The 21,759-nt window shown below is 58.1% G+C and carries 26 protein-coding genes and 3 tRNA genes; 21 read left to right on the top strand and 8 right to left on the bottom strand.

Features of this window, described 5'->3' with window-relative positions; all coding sequences use genetic code 11:
• Positions 1–9 precede the first annotated feature (9 nt).
• Genes ACR0B0_RS11495 through ACR0B0_RS11510 form a run of 4 tightly spaced genes read left to right on the top strand, consistent with a single transcriptional unit; the run spans position 10 to position 4,091 of the window.
• Complete coding sequence (locus tag ACR0B0_RS11495; protein WP_480647869.1) at positions 10–1,248, top strand: oligosaccharide flippase family protein; 1,239 nt, start codon at positions 10–12, stop codon at positions 1,246–1,248.
• A complete protein-coding gene (locus ACR0B0_RS11500) occupies positions 1,245–2,159 on the top strand; it encodes a glycosyltransferase family 2 protein (protein WP_170350209.1) in 915 nt (304 codons plus the stop codon). The genes ACR0B0_RS11495 and ACR0B0_RS11500 overlap by 4 nt, the downstream gene beginning before the upstream one ends.
• 20 nt (positions 2,160–2,179) lie before the next feature.
• Complete coding sequence (locus ACR0B0_RS11505; protein ID WP_170350210.1) at positions 2,180–3,166, top strand: glycosyltransferase family 2 protein; 987 nt, start codon at positions 2,180–2,182, stop codon at positions 3,164–3,166.
• A 13-nt stretch (positions 3,167–3,179) separates the two neighbouring features.
• Positions 3,180–4,091 (top strand): glycosyltransferase family 4 protein, encoded by a 912-nt coding sequence (locus ACR0B0_RS11510; protein WP_480647871.1) that lies wholly within the window; start codon positions 3,180–3,182, stop codon positions 4,089–4,091.
• A gap of 554 nt (positions 4,092–4,645) precedes the next feature.
• On the opposite strand, the gene ACR0B0_RS11515 is transcribed toward ACR0B0_RS11510, so the two are convergent.
• A tRNA-Thr gene (locus ACR0B0_RS11515) sits at positions 4,646–4,720 on the bottom strand.
• An 83-nt stretch (positions 4,721–4,803) separates the two neighbouring features.
• Here ACR0B0_RS11515 and ACR0B0_RS11520 point away from each other — a divergent pair.
• The 9 genes from ACR0B0_RS11520 to ACR0B0_RS11560 all read left to right on the top strand — a co-directional run bounded on the left by ACR0B0_RS11520 (position 4,804) and on the right by ACR0B0_RS11560 (position 10,600).
• Positions 4,804–4,959: a hypothetical protein gene (locus tag ACR0B0_RS11520; RefSeq protein WP_170350212.1), complete on the top strand. Its 156-nt coding sequence runs from the start codon at positions 4,804–4,806 to the stop codon at positions 4,957–4,959.
• 6 nt (positions 4,960–4,965) lie between these two features.
• Positions 4,966–6,234 carry a UDP-N-acetylglucosamine 1-carboxyvinyltransferase gene (gene murA / locus ACR0B0_RS11525; RefSeq protein WP_170350213.1) on the top strand — a complete coding sequence of 423 codons (1,269 nt, stop codon included), beginning with the start codon at positions 4,966–4,968 and terminating at the stop codon, positions 6,232–6,234.
• Positions 6,231–6,707, top strand: coding sequence for a DUF2948 family protein (locus ACR0B0_RS11530; protein WP_170350214.1), 477 nt, complete (start codon positions 6,231–6,233; stop codon positions 6,705–6,707). Before murA ends, ACR0B0_RS11530 begins: the two co-directional genes overlap by 4 nt.
• Positions 6,708–7,226: a GNAT family N-acetyltransferase gene (locus tag ACR0B0_RS11535; RefSeq protein ID WP_170350215.1), complete on the top strand. Its 519-nt coding sequence runs from the start codon at positions 6,708–6,710 to the stop codon at positions 7,224–7,226.
• Positions 7,227–7,286: 60 nt separating this feature from the next.
• Entirely contained in the window at positions 7,287–8,585 is a 1,299-nt protein-coding gene (gene hisD, locus ACR0B0_RS11540; RefSeq protein ID WP_170350216.1) for a histidinol dehydrogenase, read from the top strand.
• Between the two features lie 92 nt (positions 8,586–8,677).
• Entirely contained in the window at positions 8,678–9,157 is a 480-nt protein-coding gene (locus tag ACR0B0_RS11545) for a UPF0262 family protein (protein ID WP_170350217.1), read from the top strand.
• Positions 9,158–9,160: 3 nt separating this feature from the next.
• Complete coding sequence (locus ACR0B0_RS11550) at positions 9,161–9,613, top strand: arsenate-mycothiol transferase ArsC (protein ID WP_170350218.1); 453 nt, start codon at positions 9,161–9,163, stop codon at positions 9,611–9,613.
• A 2-nt stretch (positions 9,614–9,615) separates the two neighbouring features.
• Entirely contained in the window at positions 9,616–10,014 is a 399-nt protein-coding gene (locus tag ACR0B0_RS11555; RefSeq protein ID WP_170377293.1) for a ketosteroid isomerase-related protein, read from the top strand.
• Entirely contained in the window at positions 10,007–10,600 is a 594-nt protein-coding gene (locus ACR0B0_RS11560; protein WP_480647873.1) for a GNAT family N-acetyltransferase, read from the top strand. Before ACR0B0_RS11555 ends, ACR0B0_RS11560 begins: the two co-directional genes overlap by 8 nt.
• Positions 10,601–10,693: 93 nt before the next feature.
• Here the strand turns inward: ACR0B0_RS11560 and ACR0B0_RS11565 are convergent, their stop codons facing one another.
• Positions 10,694–11,014 (bottom strand): hypothetical protein, encoded by a 321-nt coding sequence (locus ACR0B0_RS11565; protein WP_480647875.1) that lies wholly within the window; start codon positions 11,012–11,014, stop codon positions 10,694–10,696.
• 306 nt (positions 11,015–11,320) lie between these two features.
• Between ACR0B0_RS11565 and ACR0B0_RS11570 the strand changes: the two genes are divergently transcribed.
• From ACR0B0_RS11570 to ACR0B0_RS11605, 8 genes are all read left to right on the top strand, one after another.
• A complete protein-coding gene (locus tag ACR0B0_RS11570) occupies positions 11,321–12,196 on the top strand; it encodes a carbon-nitrogen hydrolase family protein (RefSeq protein ID WP_480647877.1) in 876 nt (291 codons plus the stop codon).
• Positions 12,197–12,287: 91 nt separating this feature from the next.
• The gene (gene infA / locus ACR0B0_RS11575; RefSeq protein ID WP_005978431.1) at positions 12,288–12,506 is read left to right on the top strand and encodes a translation initiation factor IF-1; all 219 of its coding nucleotides are present in this window, start codon (positions 12,288–12,290) and stop codon (positions 12,504–12,506) included.
• Positions 12,507–12,517: 11 nt separating this feature from the next.
• Entirely contained in the window at positions 12,518–13,096 is a 579-nt protein-coding gene (locus ACR0B0_RS11580; RefSeq protein WP_170350223.1) for a Maf family protein, read from the top strand.
• Positions 13,093–14,115: a ribonuclease E/G gene (locus ACR0B0_RS11585; RefSeq protein WP_170350224.1), complete on the top strand. Its 1,023-nt coding sequence runs from the start codon at positions 13,093–13,095 to the stop codon at positions 14,113–14,115. The genes ACR0B0_RS11580 and ACR0B0_RS11585 overlap by 4 nt, the downstream gene beginning before the upstream one ends.
• Positions 14,112–14,294 carry a DNA gyrase inhibitor YacG gene (locus tag ACR0B0_RS11590; RefSeq protein ID WP_170350225.1) on the top strand — a complete coding sequence of 61 codons (183 nt, stop codon included), beginning with the start codon at positions 14,112–14,114 and terminating at the stop codon, positions 14,292–14,294. The genes ACR0B0_RS11585 and ACR0B0_RS11590 overlap by 4 nt, the downstream gene beginning before the upstream one ends.
• Before the next feature lie 79 nt (positions 14,295–14,373).
• Positions 14,374–14,448: transfer RNA gene (locus tag ACR0B0_RS11595), tRNA-Phe, on the top strand.
• Between the two features lie 61 nt (positions 14,449–14,509).
• Positions 14,510–15,688 (top strand): DUF6538 domain-containing protein, encoded by a 1,179-nt coding sequence (locus tag ACR0B0_RS11600; protein WP_480647878.1) that lies wholly within the window; start codon positions 14,510–14,512, stop codon positions 15,686–15,688.
• A gap of 296 nt (positions 15,689–15,984) precedes the next feature.
• Entirely contained in the window at positions 15,985–16,305 is a 321-nt protein-coding gene (locus ACR0B0_RS11605; protein ID WP_480647880.1) for a hypothetical protein, read from the top strand.
• 112 nt (positions 16,306–16,417) lie between these two features.
• Here the strand turns inward: ACR0B0_RS11605 and ACR0B0_RS11610 are convergent.
• The 6 genes from ACR0B0_RS11610 to ACR0B0_RS11635 form a co-directional block, all read right to left on the bottom strand.
• Positions 16,418–16,494: transfer RNA gene (locus tag ACR0B0_RS11610), tRNA-Met, on the bottom strand.
• A gap of 83 nt (positions 16,495–16,577) precedes the next feature.
• A complete protein-coding gene (locus ACR0B0_RS11615) occupies positions 16,578–17,552 on the bottom strand; it encodes an alpha/beta fold hydrolase (protein WP_170377306.1) in 975 nt (324 codons plus the stop codon).
• A 1-nt stretch (position 17,553) separates the two neighbouring features.
• Positions 17,554–19,026, bottom strand: coding sequence for a flavin-containing monooxygenase (locus ACR0B0_RS11620; RefSeq protein WP_480647882.1), 1,473 nt, complete (start codon positions 19,024–19,026; stop codon positions 17,554–17,556).
• A gap of 134 nt (positions 19,027–19,160) precedes the next feature.
• Entirely contained in the window at positions 19,161–19,400 is a 240-nt protein-coding gene (locus ACR0B0_RS11625) for a hypothetical protein (RefSeq protein ID WP_170359617.1), read from the bottom strand.
• Positions 19,401–19,433: 33 nt separating this feature from the next.
• A complete protein-coding gene (locus ACR0B0_RS11630; protein ID WP_170350229.1) occupies positions 19,434–20,588 on the bottom strand; it encodes an aromatic ring-hydroxylating oxygenase subunit alpha in 1,155 nt (384 codons plus the stop codon).
• Positions 20,589–20,687: 99 nt separating this feature from the next.
• The gene (locus ACR0B0_RS11635; protein WP_170350230.1) at positions 20,688–21,593 is read right to left on the bottom strand and encodes a LysR substrate-binding domain-containing protein; all 906 of its coding nucleotides are present in this window, start codon (positions 21,591–21,593) and stop codon (positions 20,688–20,690) included.
• Positions 21,594–21,759 lie beyond the last annotated feature (166 nt).

A 21,759-nucleotide genomic window follows, 5' to 3' on the forward strand; every position in this document is an offset into this window, starting at 1 on the left:
CTTGGCGACATGACTCAGCGATTGGCACATTCCAGTTTCCTGCGGCACCTGCTAGCCTATGCGGCGTCCGAAGTGGCGGCAAAAGCCTCACGTCTTGCGGTGGTCGTGGTTGTGGCCCGCACCCTCAACCCCGAGGCAATAGGACTGGCTGCCGCTGCCCTCGCGGCAGGGGATATCCTAAAGGCGCTAACCGAGAACGGCGTGGGGCAGAGGATCATCCAAGCCCCGCAGTCCGAGCTGGAACAGCGCTGCAACACCGCGCATCGTATCTACTGGGTCTGGTGCGGGGCGCTGTTTTTGCTGCAGGTGACCATCGCCATTGCCCTCTATGCGATAGGGCACCAGACCCTGGCGCTGCTGCTCGCTATTCTGGCCGGAGAGTATCTGTTCATGCCCGCCGGCCTGGTGCAGGCCGCGCTTGCGATGCGTGAGGGCAAGCTACAAAAGACAGCCGCTGTTGCCGGAGGGCAGGTGGTTGGCGCAAATGTTATGGCCGTGCTACTGGCGCTGCTCTGGGCCTCGCCGCTGGCTTTGGTTCTGCCCCGATTGCTGGCCGCCCCGATTTGGCTGGTCCTGATGCGCCGTCTACGTCCCTGGGCATCAAACGCGAAGCGCGGGTTTGCCGCCCTTCGCCCGTTTGTTGGCTTCGGCTGGGCCGTTCTGGGGGTTGAGGTTGTCAAAGTTCTGCGTTTGCAGGCCGACAAGCTTGTCGTCGGCGCGATGCTGGGGGCCGAGAGCCTTGGCATCTACTTCATGGCTTTCAACGCTGGACTCGGCTTGGCGACATCGTTCACGCAGGCCTTTTCAGTCGTTCTTTTCCCACATCTTTGCGCAGCCCCGGACAAGACCAAGGCGCTGCGTCATGGGCTCGGTACGTCCCTCCTGGTGCTGTCCCCGCTGGTTTTGCTGCAAGCCGCCCTTGCGCCGGTCTACGTGCCGCTGCTGCTGGGTGCTGAGTGGCAGCAGATTTCACCGGTGGTCTCGGTCTTGTGCCTTGCCGCATTGCCCAGCGTCATCTGGTCCGCCGTGGCCGGCTGGCTGCGGTCCGAGAACCGCGCGATCATCGAGCTACGAGTCAGCACGGCCCTTGCATTCGCATTGATCCTCAACACCGCGATCATGGCCCCGTTCGGGCTGATGCCAGTGGCGATGGGATACCTGATGACCAGTGCTGCCTTCATGTTGATCGCCTCTTGGGTGCTGCTGCCTCGGGATCAAAAGACAACAGAGAGGTTCGGCTTCCAATGACCCGCTTTACCATCATCGTGCCGTTTCACACCGATGCGGACACAATTGCTGAAACGCTGACCAGCATTCGCGCGCAAAGCTTCACGGAATGGGAGGCGATCTGCGTCGGCGACCGTCCCTCGAAGGCGTGCCTGTCCATCGTGCTAGATCACATCGCCCAAGACCCCCGTATCCGGGTCGCAAGCAGCCCCTTCGATGGCCCAAGTGCCGCCCGCAACTATGGGGCCGAACTGGCCAAGGGAGACATGCTGGCGTTCTGTGATGCAGACGATCTGTGGCACAAGGACAAGCTGGCGCAGCTTAACGAAGCCTTTCAATCCTCTTCGACGGATGCTGTTTTTGGGCAGATCGGGTTCTTCGCCGATCAGCTCGGAGATTCTCAGACATGCTCGACCGTTCCTAGCGCACCACTGAACATTCAGGACCTGTTGGCTGAGAATCCCGTCTGCACCATGTCGAATCTTTCGATCCGTCGCGAGGTCTTCAACGCCATTGGCGGGTTGGACACGAGAACGGTGCATAACGAAGATTTGGAGCTGTTAATCCGCCTCGTAGGCAAGGGGTTTACCGTCAAAGGGGTCAATCAGTTCCAGGTCTGGTATCGCACCAGAGCCGGGAGCTTGTCCTCGGACCTGAACGCAATGCGCGCTGGGCGGGCTTATGCGGTGAAAACGGCTGCGTCTTTTGGCGTGTTCCCGTTGCGGTCGTCCGAGGCCGTCTATTTGCGCTATCTTGCCCGCCGGGCGCTGCGGTTGGGGCATCAGGGTCAGGCCCTGTCTTACACACGCAAAGGCTTGAGCCTGCATGCGCGCAGTTTCCTGCTGCCCCTGCGCCGAGGACTGCCTACCGCCGCAGGGGCCGCGCTGGCCCCGATCCTCCCGCAAGCGATCAAACGCGCGTTGTTTTCTTAAGAGTTCTGAAGGAGATCACCATGCCCACAGCATCCATCGTCGTACCCGCCTACAATGCCGAAGCAACCTTGGTCGAAACGCTCGCCTCACTGCAGGCGCAAACCTATGACGATTTCGAAATCATCATCGTCGACGATGGATCGCAGGACGCGACCTCTGAGATTGCCCGCGCGCACCAAGGCGACCCGCGCGTACGACTTGTCGGGCAGGCCAATCGTGGGCTGGCGGGAGCCAGAAATACTGGCATCGCTGCCGCGCGGGGTACGTTCATCGGCTTTTGCGACGCCGACGATCTGTGGATGCCCGAGAAGCTGGCGGCTCATATTCACCATCTCAAGGCCGAACCGGATGTGGGAGTTAGTTTCTCCGGCAGTGCCTTGATCGACGAGGCGGGGTTCATGATGGGGATCAAACAAGCACCCCGCCTGAAGGATGTGACCTCAGCCCATGTTCTGAACCGCAATCCAATCGGCAATGGATCGGCGGCCGTTGTTCGAAAGTCGGTACTGGAGGCTCTGGCCTACCGCCCGAGTTTTGAGATCGAGCGGGATTGGGTCTTCGATGAGACGTTCAGGCAGTCCGAAGATATAGAATGCTGGATGCGGCTGATGTTGACGACCGATTGGCAGATCGAAGGCGTTCCGGGGCTATTAACCTATTACCGGATCAATGCAGGCGGGCTGTCAGCGGCTTTGGACCGGCAGTTGGAGGCGTGGGAGCGGTTGGTCGCGAAGTTGCGCCCGATTAACCCTGAGTTCTTTGCCCAGCACGAACACTCAGCGCGGGCCTATCAGCTACGCTATCTGGCACGGCGGGCCATCACCAACCTCGACCGGGACACAGCTTGGGAGTTGTTTGCGCGAAGCGTCCAGGAAAGCCTCCGCCCGGTGCTTGAGGAACCTGTGAAGTCGTTCAGCACCTTCGCCGCGGCACTTGTGTTGAAAACGTTTGGACCCGGCCCGATCACCCGGCTGAGGCAAATGAAATCCAAACTGCAATCGATTTGAGAGAGGCATCATCATGGAACAGAAAAAGGTCCTCCACCTGGTAGACGACACGACAGCGGGCGGCGTGATGCGAATGCTCGACCATCTTTTGGCGCAGTCAGATCTTTCCGGCGCGATCGAGCAAAAGGTGTTGAAGGTCAAAAGGACCGCGTTTTCTTGGGGCAAACTGGATGCGGATGTCATCGTGTCCCACGTCGTACCAAGTTGGAGAAGCCTGCCCGCGTTCTCGGCCCTTCGCGCAATGCATATTAATACTCGACTTGTCCATGTCGAACACAGTTACACCCGGGCATTCACCACCCTGAATGTCCCTCACAAACGTCGGTTTTTTGCGATGCTACGGGTGATCTATTCCTTCTTCGATCAGTTGGTGGCGGTCAGCCATGCGCAGGCGGACTGGATGCAAGAACGACGCCTAGCGGTTTCAGAAAAACTGGCCGTCATTCCTCCGACCGTTGATCTTGAGCAGTTGTCACGAAAGACGATGCCTCCCAAATCAAAGACCACAATTGGCGCCATCGGGCGGCTCGAGCAGCAGAAAGGCTTCGACATCCTGATCCAAGGCTTTCGGTCAACCCGAACGCCGGGCGCGCGCTTGTTGATCTTTGGCGAAGGCAGTCAACGGTCATACCTTGAGGCGTTGGCAGAGGGTGACCCGCGCATCGAATTTCGGGGTCACGCCAAAGATCCGGCAGAAGCGTATCAAGCCGTCGATATCATTGCGATTCCCTCGCGTTGGGAGGCTTATGGACTTGTGCTGGACGAAGCGCTTGCCGCGAAGCGCAATGTGATCGCCAGTAAAGTTGATGGGTTACGTGACCGTGAAGGAGATACAAGAGTTTCATTCTGCAACCTTGACCCTTATGATTGGCGACTTGCGATCAATAATTTTCTGCTTTCCGACACTATTGAGAAAAGCAGCTGAATTAAAATCTGACACTAGATCTTTTGCCTTTTTACCGAGTCATTCGCAGCAAAATCAATTGTGATTTCAAAGAAATTGCCTAAGGTCAGCTTTGCGTTTTGTACGCGCGTACTTAGCGCAATACATCTTGGTGTCCGCTTTGGACTAAGAGCGGTCATTGCCTTGTGCTAAGTGGATGGCGGCTCTGTCCGCACCTCGGACGTAGCTCCGTCTTGTGTGAACGTCCCCTGTCGGGCTGAAGCGGGCATTCGTCCCGAGCCCCCAATTCGACAGCCTTCAAAGAACACCAAGAGCTTTACTTAACAGAGGACGGTCCTTTGAAAATCATGCCCCGCAAAGTCGGCGAGCCTCAATGGCACACGCAGGGCTGACTGAGGGGGTAGGTCGGGGGGCGGGTTCGTCAGTTAGGTGCAGCCTATCATCGAATGCTCAAGCCAATCGGCGCAACGTAGCCATCGGATGAGGAATCCTGTTCGATGGCCCCCATGTGGTCGCCATGTGGTCGCCTGTCCCCTATGGGGGCACGCCGACAATTCTATAAGTCTTTGATTTTATGGTGCTGCTGGAGAGAATTGAACTCTCGACCTCTCCCTTACCAAGGGAGTGCTCTACCTCTGAGCTACAGCAGCGCTGTGGGCGGGTGATTAGACGCAAACGAAACAGGGCGCAAGGGTCTCTGGACGGTTTTTTTCACCTCCTGTAGAGAAAGATTATGGCAGATAGAAATACACCCAAAAAACATGGCAAATCCGCGGACGCTCGGGAAGAGCGGCTGAAGGCGGCGCTGAAGGCGAATATGGCGCGGCGCAAGGCGCAGGCCAAGGCGCGCGCAAGCTCGGATAACGATGCCGAAAAGGACGAGGGATAAGAGCAGATGGATTCGATTCTGGTGACGGGCAATGGGCCGCTGAACGGTCAGATACCGATTGCGGGGGCCAAGAATGCGTGTTTGACGCTGATGCCCGCAACCTTGCTGAGCGAAGAACCGCTGACGCTGACCAATGCGCCGCGGCTGAGCGACATCAAGACCATGACACAATTGCTGCAGTCTTTGGGGGCTGAGGTGTCGTCGCTGCAGGACGGGCAGGTGATCGCGATGTCGAGTCATGATCTGACCAGCCACACTGCGGATTATGAAATCGTGCGCAAGATGCGTGCGTCCAATTTGGTGTTGGGTCCGATGCTGGCGCGGTTGGGGCAGGCGGTGGTTTCGCTGCCTGGCGGTTGTGCGATTGGCGCGCGACCCATGGACCTGCACGTTGAGGGGCTTGAGGCGCTGGGCGCTGAGATCGAGCTGAAGGACGGCTATCTGCACGCCAAGGCATCCGGCGGGTTGAAAGGCGCAGTCCACGAGATGCGTTTTGCATCGGTGGGTGCGACCGAAAACATCGTCATGGCGGCCACATTGGCCAAAGGCACCACGGTTCTGAAGAACGCCGCGCGCGAGCCTGAGATCGTCGATCTAGTCGAGTGCCTGCGCAAGATGGGCGCACAAATCTCGGGCGAGGGGACCTCGACCATCGAGATTCAGGGCGTTGATCGCTTGCACGGTGCAACCCACCAGGTTGTGACCGATCGGATTGAGCTGGGCACCTATATGCTGGCCCCGGCCATTTGCGGTGGTGAGGTAGAGTTGCTGGGCGGTCGCATGTCGCTGGTTAACTCCTTTGCTGCCAAGCTCGACGCGGCGGGTGTCAGCGTCACGCAAACCGAAAAGGGTCTGAAAGTGGCGCGCAAGAACGGGCGCGTGACCTCGGTGGATGTGGTGACCGAGCCTTTTCCGGGGTTTCCGACCGACCTGCAGGCGCAGATGATGGCGTTGATGTGTACGGCCGAAGGCACCGCGGTATTGGAAGAACGCATCTTCGAGAATCGCTTTATGCACGCCCCTGAACTGGTGCGCATGGGCGCGAATATCGAAGTGCATGGCGGCACGGCCACTGTTACAGGTGTGGATCAGCTGAAAGGTGCGCCGGTGATGGCAACGGATCTGCGGGCCTCAGTCTCGTTGATTCTGGCGGGTCTGGCAGCTGAGGGCGAAACCACGGTCAGCCGGGTCTATCATCTGGACCGCGGATATGAGCATGTGGTGCGCAAGCTGGAAGGCGTGGGTGCAAAAATAGAACGGATCAAGGGCCAATGACAGACGCAAGTTTCCACGACGGGCGCGAGGCCCCTCTGAATCTGGGTGCCGAGGATGCAGAGGATCTGCAGGTGATCTCGACCCTGGCGCAGGATGCGGTATTTCCTGTAACCGAGATAACATGGCAGCCCTCGCAGCGCCGGTTCGGCCTGCTGCTGAACCGTTTTCGGTGGGAAGATAAGGATGCCGCGACACGCCGTGATCGTCCGTTTGAGCGGGTTCAGGCGGTTCTGGTGTTCGATTCGGTGCTGTCGGTGGCCAGTCAGGGCATCGACCGCAGGGATAAGGAGATGGTGATGTCCCTGCTGTCGATTGATTTTGAGGCAGGCGAGGACGGAGCGGGTCAGGTTTTGCTGACGCTGGCAGGGGATGGTGCCATCCGACTGAAGGTCGAAGCACTGGACGCCACGCTCAAGGATGTGACGCGGCCGTACAAGGCCCCTTCGGGTCAGGCGCCGCATCACCCCGAATAGATGCAGAACAAGCGCGGCATTTCACAGGCATTCTCGCAATTTCCGGCTGGAGTATCCCTGCGCCGCGCAACCGTTTTTGATGTGTTCGATCTGAGTCGGGTGTTGATCCGATCGATCACCCAGCTTTGTGTCGCGGATCATCGGGGCGACCCACAGGCCATCGCGCATTGGACCGCAAACAAGGACCCTGCATCCATCCGGGGTTGGATCGTGGCGGGTGCGCACATATGGCTGGCCGAACATGCAGGGCAGGTTGCCGCCGTGGGCGGTTTGCGCGACGACGAAATCACGCTGCTGTACATTGACCCGGATCACACTGGTCATGGCATCGGGACCGTCCTGCTGCACCGGCTTGAGAAAGACCTGATTGCCTCAGGTCAATTCGATGCCAGACTAGAGGCGACAAAAACCGCGCAGGACTTTTACCGGCGGCACGGCTGGCAGGCCACCGGGCAATGTGGCGCGCGTGGCGACGTGTCCTGTTTCGCGATGCGCAAATCGCTGCACTCAAAGGACTAAGGGTTGAGGCCAACTCATCCCGGCGATATGTCCCCATCAAACGCCCCGGAGTGCCTGATCATGCCCGTTTTCCTTGATACCACGTCGTCCGAGTTCGAATCCGCCTTTCAAGCGCTGTTGTCGGCCAAGCGCGAGGACAGCCCGGACGTAGACGCCACCGTAGCGCAAATCATCGATGATGTGCGCAGCCGGGGCGACGCGGCTGTGATAGAGTTGACCGCCAAGTTTGATCGGCTTGACCTGACGCCCGTTACTTTGACCTTTTCCGCAGAAGAAATCGACACTGCGGTTGCGCAGGTTTCGGATACGGACCGCGCTGCGCTGGAACTGGCCGCCGAGCGCATCCGCGCCTATCACGAAAAACAGATGCCTGAGGATCATCAATGGACCGACGAAGCCGGGGCGACACTGGGTTGGCGCTGGTCGGCGGTGTCGGCAGCCGGGCTTTATGTGCCGGGCGGGTTGGCCTCGTACCCCTCGTCAGTTCTGATGAATGCAATTCCGGCCAAGGTGGCGGGGGTTCAGCGGTTGGCTATTACGGTGCCAACGCCAGACGGGCAGGTGAATCCACTGGTCCTGTTGGCCGCGCGGCTTTCCGGAGTCGACGAAATCTATCGCATCGGTGGCGCGCAGGCGATTGCAGCGCTGGCCTATGGCACCGCATCCATCGCGCCAGTGGACAAGATCACTGGCCCGGGCAATGCCTTTGTCGCGGCGGCCAAGCGCCGAGTGTTCGGCAAGGTCGGGATCGACATGATTGCCGGTCCATCTGAAATCCTCGTGATCGCGGACAAGGACAATGACCCCGATTGGATCGCGTTGGATCTGCTTAGCCAGGCCGAACATGACGAAAGCGCCCAGTCGATCCTGATCACCGATGATGCCGACTTTGGGCAGGCAGTGGCGCAAGCGGTTGAGAAGCGACTTGAAACCTTGCAACGCCGCGCCATCGCAGGGGCCAGCTGGCGCGACTTTGGGGCAATAATCACCGTGCGCGATTTGGATGAGGCCGCCGCCCTGTCCAATCGCATTGCGCCCGAGCATCTGGAGCTGTGCGTCGCCGATCCGGTCGGGCTGAGTGAAAAAACCATCCATGCGGGTGCGATTTTCCTGGGCCAGTACACGCCCGAGGCCATCGGTGATTATGTTGGTGGCCCAAATCACGTGCTGCCCACCGCGCGCTCGGCCAGGTTCTCATCCGGTCTCAGCGTGATGGATTTTCTAAAACGTACCACGCTCAGCCAGATGACGCCCGACGCGCTGCGCGCTATTGGCCCTGCGGCGGAACAACTGGCGCAATCCGAAAGCCTTGAGGCGCACGGTCTGTCGGTGACGGCCCGCCTCAACGGGCTGAATTGATGCAAAGACCTATGGCACGTGGCGTTTCTGTGCGTTGCTCAATGAAAACCATTGCTATAGGTCTGTGCTGAACTGAACGGACCACACGCGACATGACCCGCATTTCACATATCGAACTGGATGATCGAAACCTGCCGCCGCCGACCCCCGAGATCGAGCAAGAGCGCAAGGTCGCCATCTATGATCTGCTGGAAGACAACAGTTTTACCCTTCCTCAACGGGATGGGCGCACGGCGCCGGACGGGCCGTATCACGTGCAACTGTCGATCCGTGAAAAACGTCTGGTCTTTGACATCGCCACCGAGGCCGAGGAAAAAGCCGCCGAGTTCCACCTTTCGCTTGGCCCGTTCAAGCAGGTGGTCAAAGACTATTTTCAGATCTGCGAAAGCTATTTCAATGCGGTCAAGAACCTGCCACCCAGCCAGATCGAAACCATCGATATGGCCCGGCGCGGAATTCACAACGAAGGCAGCCGCGTGTTGCAGGAGCGGCTGGAAGGAAAGGCGGATATTGACACAGACACCGCCCGCCGTCTGTTCACGCTGATTTGCGTGTTGCATTTTGGGGGCTGACGCGTGAAGCCTCTGCCGCAGTCGGTCCTATTTTGTTGCGACCACAACTCGGTCCGGTCTCCGATGGCCGAAGGTATCATGAAGAAATTCTATGGTACCGGCACCTATGTACAGTCTGCTGGCGTCCATAACGACCTTGAGATTGACGGGTTTTGCATTTCCGTTTGTCACGAGATCGGCGTCGAGCTGTCCCGGCATCGCTCGCGGTCCTTTGATGAGATGCAGGAATGGGGCGACGATCTTAGTTCCTTCGACCTGGTCGTGGCTCTGTCGCCCGCCAGTCAGCGTCAGGCGCTGGAATTGACGCGGGTTTTTCATCTGGATGTCGATTATTGGCCAATAATGGACCCTACTGGACTGGGCGAGAATCGCGAACAAAAGCTACATCACTACCGACAGACCCGCGATCAGATCATCAAGCATCTGAAAGATCGCTGGGGCGAACCTACGGAGTGACCATGAACCAGACCGTCCAAACCTATTTCGATGCCTTCAACGCCGGCGATGTAGAGGGCATGTTGGCCTGCCTGTCCGAGGATGTGGCCCATCACGTGAACGAAGGTCAAATTCGTGTCGGGAAAGAGAAATTCACGGCCTTTTGCGATCACATGAACCGCTGCTATCGCGAGAACCTGACTGATATCGTTGTTTTCGAGGCCAAGGGCGGCACACGTGCAGCGGCCGAATTCATCGTGAACGGCACCTATCTGGAAACTGACGAGGGCCTGCCCGAGGCCCACGGTCAGACCTACCGCCTGCCAGCGGGGTCGTTCTTTGACCTTAGGGATGGCAAGATCACCCGCGTCACCACCTTCTACAATCTTGCAGACTGGACCAAGCAGGTGTCCGGTGGCTGAGGTCACCGCCGTCCGCCCCCTGACCGGTGCGGCGCTAGAGGCCGCTCTGGACGATGTGGCGCGCTTGCGGATCGAAGTGTTTCGGGCGTGGCCCTACCTTTATGATGGTGATCTGGCATATGAGCGGAAATATCTGCAATCCTATCGTGACAGCGACAAAGCAATTGTCGTCGGCGCCTTTGACAGCGATCGCCTGATTGGCGCGTCAACGGGGGCACCGCTGACTGACCACGCCGACGATTTCGCGGCGGCGTTTGAGGGCACCGGGCTGGATCTGTCGCAGATCTTCTACTGCGCGGAATCTGTATTGCTGTCCGACTATCGCGGTCAGGGCGTTGGCCATAAGTTTTTCGATCTGCGTGAGGAGCATGCCCGCGCACTAGGTTTCAGCAAATGCGCCTTTTGCGGCGTACAGCGCCCGGCGGATCACCCGATGCGGCCCGAAAACTACCGGCCGCTGGACGCCTTCTGGCTGGCGCGGGGATATGAGCCGCTGCCCGGAGCAATCGCGCAGTTTTCGTGGAAGGATATCGGGGAAAAAGGCGAGACGCTGAAGCCGCTGCAGTTCTGGATACGGAATATCTAACAGACGGTGCTGACCCGTTAGCATGTAGCAATCCCGCAAATTGGCCGGCCTTTCCGATCTTCAGGGGAAACTGATGGTCGCCAGAACGAAGTGCTATGTCTTCTTTTCCCACCCTCGCTTTACGCCAGCCAAAATTGCTGGTCCTGCTTCTGCAGTTGGCACAATTTCCATGATGTCATTGTGAAAAAGCGGCCAGAATTGCGCACAGATCCCAATTACTTCGGCTTTGGAGTCCGCCTCAAGGAGAACATAGCCCTCAGTATTGCTTATCCAACCTGTGAATTTGACTGGGCCTTCCCCTTCCACAAGTTCGCTGGCATCGCCGACCATATCGGTCCACGCAGCGATCTCCCCCTCGCGGTCTTTTGGCCATGCCGCCGCCGAGCAAGTGAAGTGATTAATGTAATGAGGCATGTCAATTTCTCCCGTTGTGAAAAACCCTAAGCATCGGTTGAGTGTTACACAGTCTAACACCGCCAGATTACGCGCCGGTAAGGTGCTTTATAATTTTGCCGACAGCGTCCGATTTGACAGCTTGGTAACGTTGCCGAAATTGGTTAATGCAAATCTGGACAGTAATGCAGGTTTATTGGGTCGTCCAAACCAACTCTGTACTGGGTAATTTGCGGGCTGGCGCGCTTACTTTTGGTTCAATTGAGCTGTACAGGCTATCCATTTGCAATCTACTGTCGCGTGACCAAAAGAACTGGGTTTCAAAAAATGAAAGTCGCAACCGCTGCCTATAACCTCGATTGGCTCGACAGTTGGGCGCAGTATGAGGACAAGCTAGGCCGCTGGGTCTCAGACGCCGCCGGACAGGGGGCTGAGTTGCTGGTCTTTCCTGAATACGGTGCGATGGAGTTGTCGACATTGGATGGGGTCGACGTCGCGGGCGATCTCGAGCGTTCGATCCGGGCAGTGTCTGATCGGATGGAGGCGGCGCAGGTCCTGCATCAGCGTCTTGCGCAGGAATACAAGACCTACATTCTGGGCGCGTCGGCCCCGATTGTGGATGGGCCGGGCCGACCGGTAAACCGTGCAGCACTCTATGCGCCCGATGGTGGGCAGGATCATCAAGACAAACAGATCATGACCCGCTTTGAGCGCGAAGACTGGGATATCGCGCCGGGCGGACCGCTGAAACTATTCGATACCGCGTTGGGCAAGATCGGCGTGTTGATCTGCTATGACAGCGAATTTCCCCTGTTGGGCCATGCGCTGAGCGAGGCCGATCTGATCCTGGTCCCCTCATGTACCGAGGCTTTGGCAGGCTATTGGCGGGTTCGGATCGGCGCGATGTCACGGGCGCTGGAAAATCAATGCGTTACGGTGATGTCGTCTCTGGTCGGGGACAATGACTGGTCCGAGGCGGTGGACAAGAATACCGGCACCGGCGGCATTTTCGGCCCACCCGACAAGGGGTTTCCTGCGACTGGTGTGTTGGCCGAAGGCGCTTTGAACCAGCCGGGTTGGACCTATTCGGATATCGACCTTTCAGCAATTGCCGAAGTTCGCACCGATGGGCATGTTCTGAACCGCACTCATTGGGAGGAGCAGTCGCCGCGAGTCGATTCCGTCACATTATCGCGCCTTTAGGTGATTCTGGCCTTGAAATAAGCCCAAAATGGGCTCATTTAAGCGCACATCCCCGTAGATTCTGCGGGTGCAACGTAATGATGGAGACAACATGGCCAAGGAAGATACGCTCGAATTTCCCGGTGTCGTGAAGGAACTCCTGCCTAATGCGACGTTTCGGGTCGAGCTGGAAAACGGCCATGAGATCATCGCACATACGGCAGGCAAGATGCGTAAGAACCGCATCCGTGTTCTGGCCGGCGACAAGGTTCAGGTCGAGATGACCCCCTATGATCTGACCAAGGGTCGGATCAACTACCGCTTCAAGTAACGCCTGCCGCAATGGCGTTTATCTTAGGATCGGGCAGCCCACGGCGGCTGGACCTGCTGGCCCAGCTTGGCGTGCAGCCCGATGCAATTCGCGCCCCCGACATTGACGAAACGCCTTTGAAAGGCGAATTGCCAGTGCCTTACTGTAATCGTATTACACGGGCAAAAGTGCAGGCTATTCAGGCGGATAGCGATGATGTCACCCTGTGTGCGGATACGACCGTCGCGCTTGGCCGTCGCATTCTGGGCAAGCCCGAAGATGCGGGGCAGGCGGCCGAATTCCTACATGCGCTGTCCGGTCGGCGGCATCGCGTGATCACTTCGGTCGCTGTGCGGCGTGGGGATCGGGTGTTGCAACGTGATGTGGTCTCGCAGGTCAAGGTCAAGCGCCTGTCGGACGTTGAGATCAACGCATATCTGGCCACCGGAGATTGGCAGGGCAAAGCAGGTGCTTACGCCATTCAAGGTCCGGCCGGGGCGTTCATTCCCTGGATTTCAGGTTCGTTCACCGGCATCGTAGGGCTACCCCTGTCTGAAACTGCCGCCCTTTTGCAGGGTATCGGCTATCCCTTGTATCGTGAGGTGTCATGAAGGGCCGCACCATCGTTTTGGATCATATCGACAACCGCGAAGCTGCCGCCTTAATGGTGGATGGCAAGCTGGATGATTTCCTGATCGCAGGGGGTGCCCCCGCACCGGGCACGATCTATCGCGCCCGTGCCGACCGCCCCGTCAAAGGGCAGGGTGGCATGTTCCTGACAACTCCCGACGGTCCGGCCTTCTTGCGGCAGGTGAAGGGATTGGCCCCGAGCACCCTGATGCTGGTGCAGATCACTGGCTATGCAGAGCCGGGCAAGGCGCTGCCGGTCACAGATCGCATCCTGTTCAAAAGCCGCTATGCGATTGTCACACCCGAAGCGCCAGGTCTGAATATTTCACGCTCAATCCGTGACGAGGACGAGCGCGACCGTCTGCTTGAGATTGCGCATGACTGCATGGACGGCAGCACTTATGGCCTGATTCTGCGCTCTTGTTGTCTGGGTGAAGATGCGGGCGAGATCGCCGAGGACATCAACGCCATGCTGGCCCATGCCGATCAGGTTTTGAATGATCCGGGAACCGAACCCGAGCTGTTGTTGGAGGGCGATGGCCCTCACGTTCTGGCCTGGCGCGACTGGACCGACCCGGCCGAAGTGGTGACGCAGGACGGAAGCTTTGAAACACAGGGCGTGTTAGATGCGTTGGACGAGGTGCGCGGTATTTCCGAGCCGCTTCCCGGCGGCGGGCACTTGTATATTCAGCCCACACGCGCCCTGGTCGCAGTGGATGTAAACACCGGATCCGACACCTCAATGGCCGCCGGAACCAAGGCAAACTTCGCCTGCGCCAAGGTGTTGGCACGTGCGTTGCGCGTGCGGGGTCTGGGCGGGCAAATCACCTTGGACCTTGCCCCAATGCCCAAGAAAGATCGGCGCGGTTTTGAATCAGCCCTACGCGCCGCGTTCAAGGCAGATGGAATTGAAACCACCCTGGCGGGTTGGACACCATTGGGCCATTACGAACTGCAACGCAAACGCGGCCGTATTCCACTGACGGAGGTGTTGAAATGAGTTGCCCGATCTGTGGTGAAGACACGGTAACCAAGTTCCGCCCCTTCTGTTCAAAACGCTGTGCCGACCTCGATCTGGCCAAGTGGTTGAACGGCTCATATGCGGTTCCGTCGCAGCGGGAAGAGGACTTGGACACGGATGGATCCGAAGGTCAAACCGAGCAATCGCGTCCACACTGAAAAAATCTGAAAAAGCCTCTGGACACTGCCTGTGGCAAGTCATAGAAGGCCTCCACCCAACGATGAACATCGTTCCCGTGCCCGGGTAGCTCAGGGGTAGAGCAGTGGATTGAAAATCCTCGTGTCGGTGGTTCGATTCCGCCCCCGGGCACCACTTTCTCAGGTAAACCCTTGGTTTCACTCCAGCTTTTAACAGCAGGTTGGAGCCGTAGACCATGTCAGAGACCATTTCACCCAAGTACACCTTCGTGAAGGAGGGTGTTTTTTACTTCAGTCGCCGCATCCCCAAGGAGCTTTGCCGCTACTACTCGTCTTCTCGGATCGCATTTTCTTTGCGTACTCACTCGGCAAACGTAGCGGCGGCGAGAGCAAGAAGAGCGGCTGATCAACTGGATGAGTATTGGTTTCATCTGAGGTCGCAGGATACAGAACTGCCTGGAAAGCACATGTTGCGTCTTGGCGCAGACAACTCCGCCGTAACACCAGTTGTTCTGAACGAAACTTCTGCTGCCTCTGTACTGTTGTCTGAGGCAGTCGAGATTTATCGTACACAGAAGGGCCAAGGACGCCCCTTGACGTTTCACCGGGGCGCTCAGAGAGCGTGTGGCTACGTGATTGATGCCTGTGGCGACAAACACCTCGAAGTTTATTCCAAGGCGGACGCGAACAAGTTCCGCGACGCACTCATCGCGCGTGGTCTCGCCGGTAGCAGCCTCACAAGGATTTTCGGTACAGTCAGAGCCGTTACCAACTTCGCAGCGAGTGAGCAGGGGCTTTCGCTGCACAACCCTTTCTCTGGAGTTTACTACGACCGCTCCGCTGGGGTCTCTGGCCGCAACCCATTGCCTAGAGAAGCGATAGTGACCGTTCAGGCGAAATGCAGGGAACTTGATGATGACTTGCGTTGGTTGGTGGCCTTGGTTTCAGACACAGGCATGCGGCTTGCTGAGGCTGCTGGGCTGGTGAAAGAGGACTTCATGTGTGCGGACGATGGTTCTCTCTCAGTCCGCGTTCGCTATCATCCTTGGCGTCGTTTGAAGACGCAGGACAGTGAGCGTGATGTACCACTTGAAGGACACGCTAGATGGGCAGCGCAGCGCATACTCAAAGAAGCTGGCTCGTCTCAGTTCGCATTCCCAAGATACAACAGGTCCGATACTACAAATGCCAATGCGGCTAGTGCCGCCTTGAACAAGTGGATGAGGGAACTTGTCCCAGCGGGATACACCATGCACGGTTTCAGGCACTCAATGCGGGATCGTCTAAGAGCCGTAGAGTGTCCGGCAGACGTGGTCGATCAGATCGGAGGCTGGCGCACAGATGGTGTAGGCCATTCCTACGGGACAGGTTACCCGCTTGAGGTTCTCAGAAAGTGGATGAAACAGGTAACCTGAGCCGACATGGTCTACGGCTCCAACCTGCTGTTAAAAGCTGGAGTGAAACCAAGGGTTTACCTGAGAAAGTGGTGCCCGGGGGCGGAAGTTCTGCTCCCGTTACAGGCACTTCTTCAGCCGGTCTCTCCAGCAAAACAAGGGGTATGCGACGGGCTGTGTCGCTGTCAACAGGCACCATATGGTCTACGGAATGGTCTACGGCTGCTGTGAGAGTCTCTCAGCGACTCCCTGAGGATCAATGCGGTTCCCGGGGGCGTACCCACATCGACTGCCGGTACACCCCGTTGATTGGCGACTTGAAAGCCGAAGGCGAGGAGTTCGAGTGCGCCGTCTATCTGGACCGGTTGGATACGGTGAAATACTGGATTCGGAATATCGAGAACAAGAAAACCTCTTTCTGGCTCCAGCTACCACACGGAAAGTTCTATCCGGATTTTGTAGCGATGCTCGACGATGGGCGAATCTTGGTTGTCGAATACAAGGGCGCGCATCTTTTCGACTCGGAAGAAGCCAAGCGCCAGATTGGCGACGCATGGGCTGACGCCAGCGGTGGCCAATGCTTGTTCTGCATGCTGACTGACCGAGGATTCGATCTTATAGATAGGACAATCAGTTAGGTCCGCGTTAGAATCCCTTCCGCCGGGTTGCTGTCCCATTGCAGTCCCGGTGGATAACCTGCAGGGAGGATTTTGGCCACAGGACGTAATGTCTTTATCTTCAAGGGGATTTTGGTAGCGGAGGAGGGACTTGAACCCCCGACACGCGGATTATGATTCCGCTGCTCTAACCAACTGAGCTACTCCGCCATGAGTGAGTGGCGATTTAAGCGAGGGGCTGTGGCGGGTCAAGAGGGAAAACACGGTCAAAGCCGGATTCTTTTCTACGCCGTTCAAACCGTCTCGGGCGCCGCCTTGGTTTCGAAATACTTGGTTTCTGCGATCTGGCGGATGAATGCGGCGCATGTGTCCGGTGCCGTGATCAGGATCATATGACCTGCCCCGTCGATCCACTCGTTTGACAGGCCGAACTGGATCATTGGATCGCCGTGCGCGTGGGCTGCAAGTATAGCGTCCTGTGTGCCGTATAGAATGCCGCCGGGTACGGCTAACTCCTCATAGCGGGCGACCTGCGCCGCCATGCTGTCATCAATCCCCACGACGTCCTGCGATCCGGTGATGAAGGCCGACGGGCGCAGTCCAAGCGCACCGCCAGCACGATCCAGAAAGTCCGCAGGCGCAGGGTCGGGGGCGAAAACGACGTCCAGAGTGTGTGGTGCAGTTTTGGCGGCCACGGGTACAGCGATTGTGTTGCCGATCAGGCTGCGTAGCCATTCCGTGCGGATTTCCAGTGGTTTGAAAACCTGGGGTGTCGACGGCAAAACTTGCGTCAGAGGGGCTAGCAGAGCCAGGGCCTTGATCTTTTCTGGGTGGTCCAGCGCCATCGCCAACGACACCGCGCCGCCCAAGGAATGGCCTACAAGGACAGCGTCGGTGACGTCCTTGCTGTCCAGAAACTCTTGTATCATGCGCGCCTGTTCGGGCAGACGGCCCAGATCGGCACTGTCGCGGGTCGAATAGCCACAGCCGGGCCGGTCCACTGCGATGACGTGATAGTCATCGGCCAGCATGTCGACTAAGGCATAGGTGAAATGCTGCAACTGCCCAGCCAGCCCGTGGATCATGACAAGGGTCTGCTTCGACGGATCGCCCTTTTCCACATAATGGATGCTGCCGCCGTTCACGGGCGCGATGACCCCAAGCTGCGGAACTCGGATTTGGCCTTGGCGAGTCAGTTTGCGGGTCCACAGTTTCATGCCGACAAAAAATGCGACGATCAGCAGGGCGATGGTTAGAAGAGTGGTCATGTCAACGATCTCCGGCTGGGGGAGGGGCAGGGTGATATTGTTCCAGCCCGGATCGGGCCATGCGCTTTTCATACTCGGATACGGTGCCGGGCCAAAGCGTCGTGTTGCGGCCTTGGGCATCCTGATACCACGAGGTGCAGCCGCCCGCTTGCCAGACGCTGTCTGAGTGGCGGTCCTGCATTTCCTGCGTAAAGGCTTCTTGTTTCGCGGCGTCAGGTGTGATGGCCTGTAAGCCGTTGCGCTGCATCTGATCCAGCACCCGGCCTATATGGCGGACCTGTGCTTCGATCATCAGCACGACCGAGTTATGGCCCAATCCGGTATGTGGCCCCAACAGAATAAAGAAGTTCGGAAAACCTGCGATGGCAGTGCCCAGATTGGCCTGCATCCCATCGGTCCACGCTTGGCGCAGGGTCAGGCCATCGGTTCCGGTGATGTCCAGACGCTCGACCACGTCCGTCACATGAAAGCCTGTGCCCCAGATCAATACATCGGCCTGGGTCCGGCTGCCATCTGCGGCGATGATCTGATCTCCCTCGATTGTCGCCACCCCGTGCGGGATTACTGTCACGTTGTCCCGCGCAAGGGCCGTGTACCAGTCATTCGAACTGAGGATACGTTTGCATCCAATCCTGTAGCCAGGGGTCAGGCGTTCGCGTTGTTCGGGGTCAGTTATCGCTTTCTCCAGCCCGTTTCGCCACATCTTCATGGCAAAGTTGACCATCCGCTCTTCACCCCGAAACACACGGTGGCGATACTCAAAAATCCAGTAGATCAGTTTGCGGCGTATCCGGGGCAGGATGGGGATGCGCCTATAGAGGCTGCGAACCCACGGTGCAATTGGCCCGTCGGGGCGGGGCAGGACGTAGGGCGCGGTCCGTTGGAAGATGGTGATTTGGGCTGCCGTTTTCGCAATTTCAGGCACAAACTGAACGGCTGAGGCACCGGTGCCGACCACCGCGATGCGTTTACCCACAAGTTCCACGTCGTGATCCCATTCGGCAGAATGGAACTTAGGCCCGGGAAAGCTGTCAGCACCGGGTATGTCGGGCACATCCGGTAGATGCAGTGCTCCTATGGCCGAGACCAAAAAGCGCGCCGTCCAGTGCTGCCCGCCCTCGGTTTCCACCTGCCATTGGTCGCCGTCCCAGCGCGCGGATTTCAGTTGCTGGTGGAAATGGCACAGATCGTACAGGCCCTCATCCCAGCAGATCTTTTGCAGATACGCCTGAATCTCGGCCCCACCGGCATAGGCGCGGCTCCAGTCCGGGTTCAGGTGCGTGGCCATCGAATACAGATGCGAGGGAATATCGCATGCCACGCCGGGATAGGTGTTTTCGCGCCATGTACCGCCGATATCGCCCGCTTTTTCAAGGATGGCGATATCGCTGATTCCACGTTTGCGTGCCTCGATTGCCATGGTCAGCCCCGAGAACCCGGCACCAATGATCAGCATTTCCGCACTGTGCGCCATGCACCTGCCCCTCCCAAAGCAACCGTGACGGTTTCATTTGACTATAGGGGACCTAAGACGTCTGAACAGCTTCCCGTGGGGTCACATGGAGTTTGGATAGCCTGGTGCGCATTCGCCCTGACGTGACACCAATCTTAAAATTCGAGACGATGTGCCCGACCATGCGCGACAAGGCGTGCATTAAGTGTCTCGGCCTCGGGCGCACCGGATTCTAGCGCGAAGACAAAGGCGTGGGTTAGGTAAAAACACGCGGCATCAATGTCCTGTGCCGCCTCGCGCTCATCCGCAGCCATTGTGTAATAGTGGATCAGGGCAGCATGATCGTCCTGCTCATGGGCCTTTAACAGCAGGCGATCCAATTCGTCTTTTTCCATTGGACCTCCTGCCAAAAGGGGCCGGCCGAGAGGTTACTCCGCCCGTCCGTTTTCGATCTGCGTTGCGACCCAGTGATGGAAGTTATGGGTCGGCCCGTCCATTGCGGGTGAAAACCGTCCGCCATCGAACAGCACCCCATGGCGACCCTTTTGCATACCTTCGACAACAAAGACATCTTCTTCGAAAATGGCCCGCCACTGTTGTGCGTTTGTGGTGCGAAGCCCGTCCAGATGCGGCGTGTCCTCAACGCTTTTGGCATAGTACAGCCGGATATGTTCGACGGTGTTTTCGTGGTCGACCGGCTCAAGCAAGATTGCAAAGGCATGGTCGCGCTGCACCCCCAACAGGACGTTCGGGTATAAGGCTACATATTCCGCGCCTTCATCCCACTTGTCACTCAGGTCTTCAAAATCGGGAAAGGTGGTGCCGTCCTGATCCTTTAGCTGCCGGTAGACCAGCGTGCCCTGACCGGAGTAATGCCCGCGGACTTCGATGTTATAGTGATCTTCCAACCGGGAATAGCTGTTCAGGCCGGGATGCACCCAAGGCAGGTGATAGCTTTCGCAATAGTTCTCGACCGCCAGTTTCCAATTGGTTTTGACCTCCAGCTTGAACGAGGCCATCTCGCCGCCGTCATGCAGGGGTTGTTCGAATTCCTTCCACCGATCCAGCAGGGCACCATGGGCATCCTGAAACTCGGGTGCGTTGCCGTCTACGTTCACAAAGATCACATCGCGCCAGACATACGACCGGACACGCACCAGCCCCAGATCCTTGTGATCGACGTTTTCGTGCTTGTTCTGACCGGGGCCGCCCACATGCGGGGTAGCGCGCAGCTCACCTTTCAGGCTGTAGCACCAGCTGTGATAGGGGCAGCGGATCGCGCCTTCGATCTTGCGGGGCGTATCCACAAGGATCATGCCGCGGTGGCGGCAGGTGTTCTGGAAAACCCCGATCTCTCCGTCGCGATCACGGACGATCAGTAGTGGCATACCCAGAAAGTCGACGGGTTTTGCATCGCCTACCTCGGGGACATCCAGACCAAACCCGATCCCGGACCAATTGGCAAAGAGGACCGAACGCTTTTCTTCGGCAAAAACAACCGGGTCGATATAGTGTTCATTCGGCAGGCCATTTGCGATGGTCACATCGTTCAGAACGGATGACAGCGCGCTGTGCTTGTTCATCGGGCTCTCCTGTGGGTTGCTAGATGCGTTCTTTTCCGTATTGGCGGATGGTGTGACCCTTTCTCAATATCAGAAAACCTCACCACTGGGTGATCTGATCTAAACTGAACCGTCCTGAACCTCTTGAATGATCCATGATTTTAAGGCGCGGGCGCTGTCCGAGAGGTCTTCGTCCGGGCGGCCAACAATGTAGAATTGGTTGGGCGCAGTCAGATAGTGCGGGCCAATGGCGACCAGCTTTCCCGATTGCAGCATCGGCTGGATCAGCCGTTGCCAACCCAGCGTCAGCCCAGCCCCCTTGCGCGCCAGTTGCAGGGCAACCGAATAGCTGTTCACCCTGGAGTCAATCTGGATCGTGCCCACATATCCCAGTTGTTTGAACCATTCCGGCCAGGTGGTCCAAGTGCGGTCTTCCGAGGCCATGTGGATCAAGCGTTCGGCTGCCAGCGCGTCGAGGTCAGCACCAGCCAATCGGTCCGCGACCTCGGGGCTGGCGACGGGGATCAGGTGATCGCGGAACAGGGGGGTATGCGTCAAGTTCGGGTCGGGGTCGCGCCCGTAGCGAATAAAGAAGTCCACATCCGGTCGGTCCCGAAAAGGGCGATCCTGCGACAGCTGGTCCACGTTGACGTCCGGCATTTCGCGCCAAAATCGGATCACGGCGGGTGACAACCACAACGCCGCCACTGCCGTGGTCGATCCGACCGTGACTTTGCCGCCAGATTTGCGGTCACGGATCGTTGCCAGAACTTTCGAGATACGCCCGAATGACGACGACAGCGCCTCGTAAAGCGCGTTGCCGTCTTCGGTCAGATCGACGCCGCGATGCTTGCGCTGGAACAGCGTGGTTTCCAGATCGCCCTCCAACGCTTTGATCTGGTGGCTGACCGCGCCCGGCGTGACCGACAGTTCCTCGGCTGCATTCTTAAAGCTCAGATGCCGCGCGGCGGCCTCGAAGGCGGACAAGGTGGTCAGGGGCGGTAGGTTATAGTGGCGTCTGGACATAACGATTTGGGAAGTATTGCCTGATTTCAGATGAGCTCTCTTCATCCGAGTATTGGGCTTTTTGTCGATGAAGGCCAGAACCACGTGCGTAGCAGTATTGTGTGCCGGTCAATTTGCTGGATAGGCGCGGTGAAATGTGGCCGTAAGCGGCGGGGGGAGCTGCTCT

The organism is Ruegeria sp. BA12 (genome assembly GCF_056539625.1).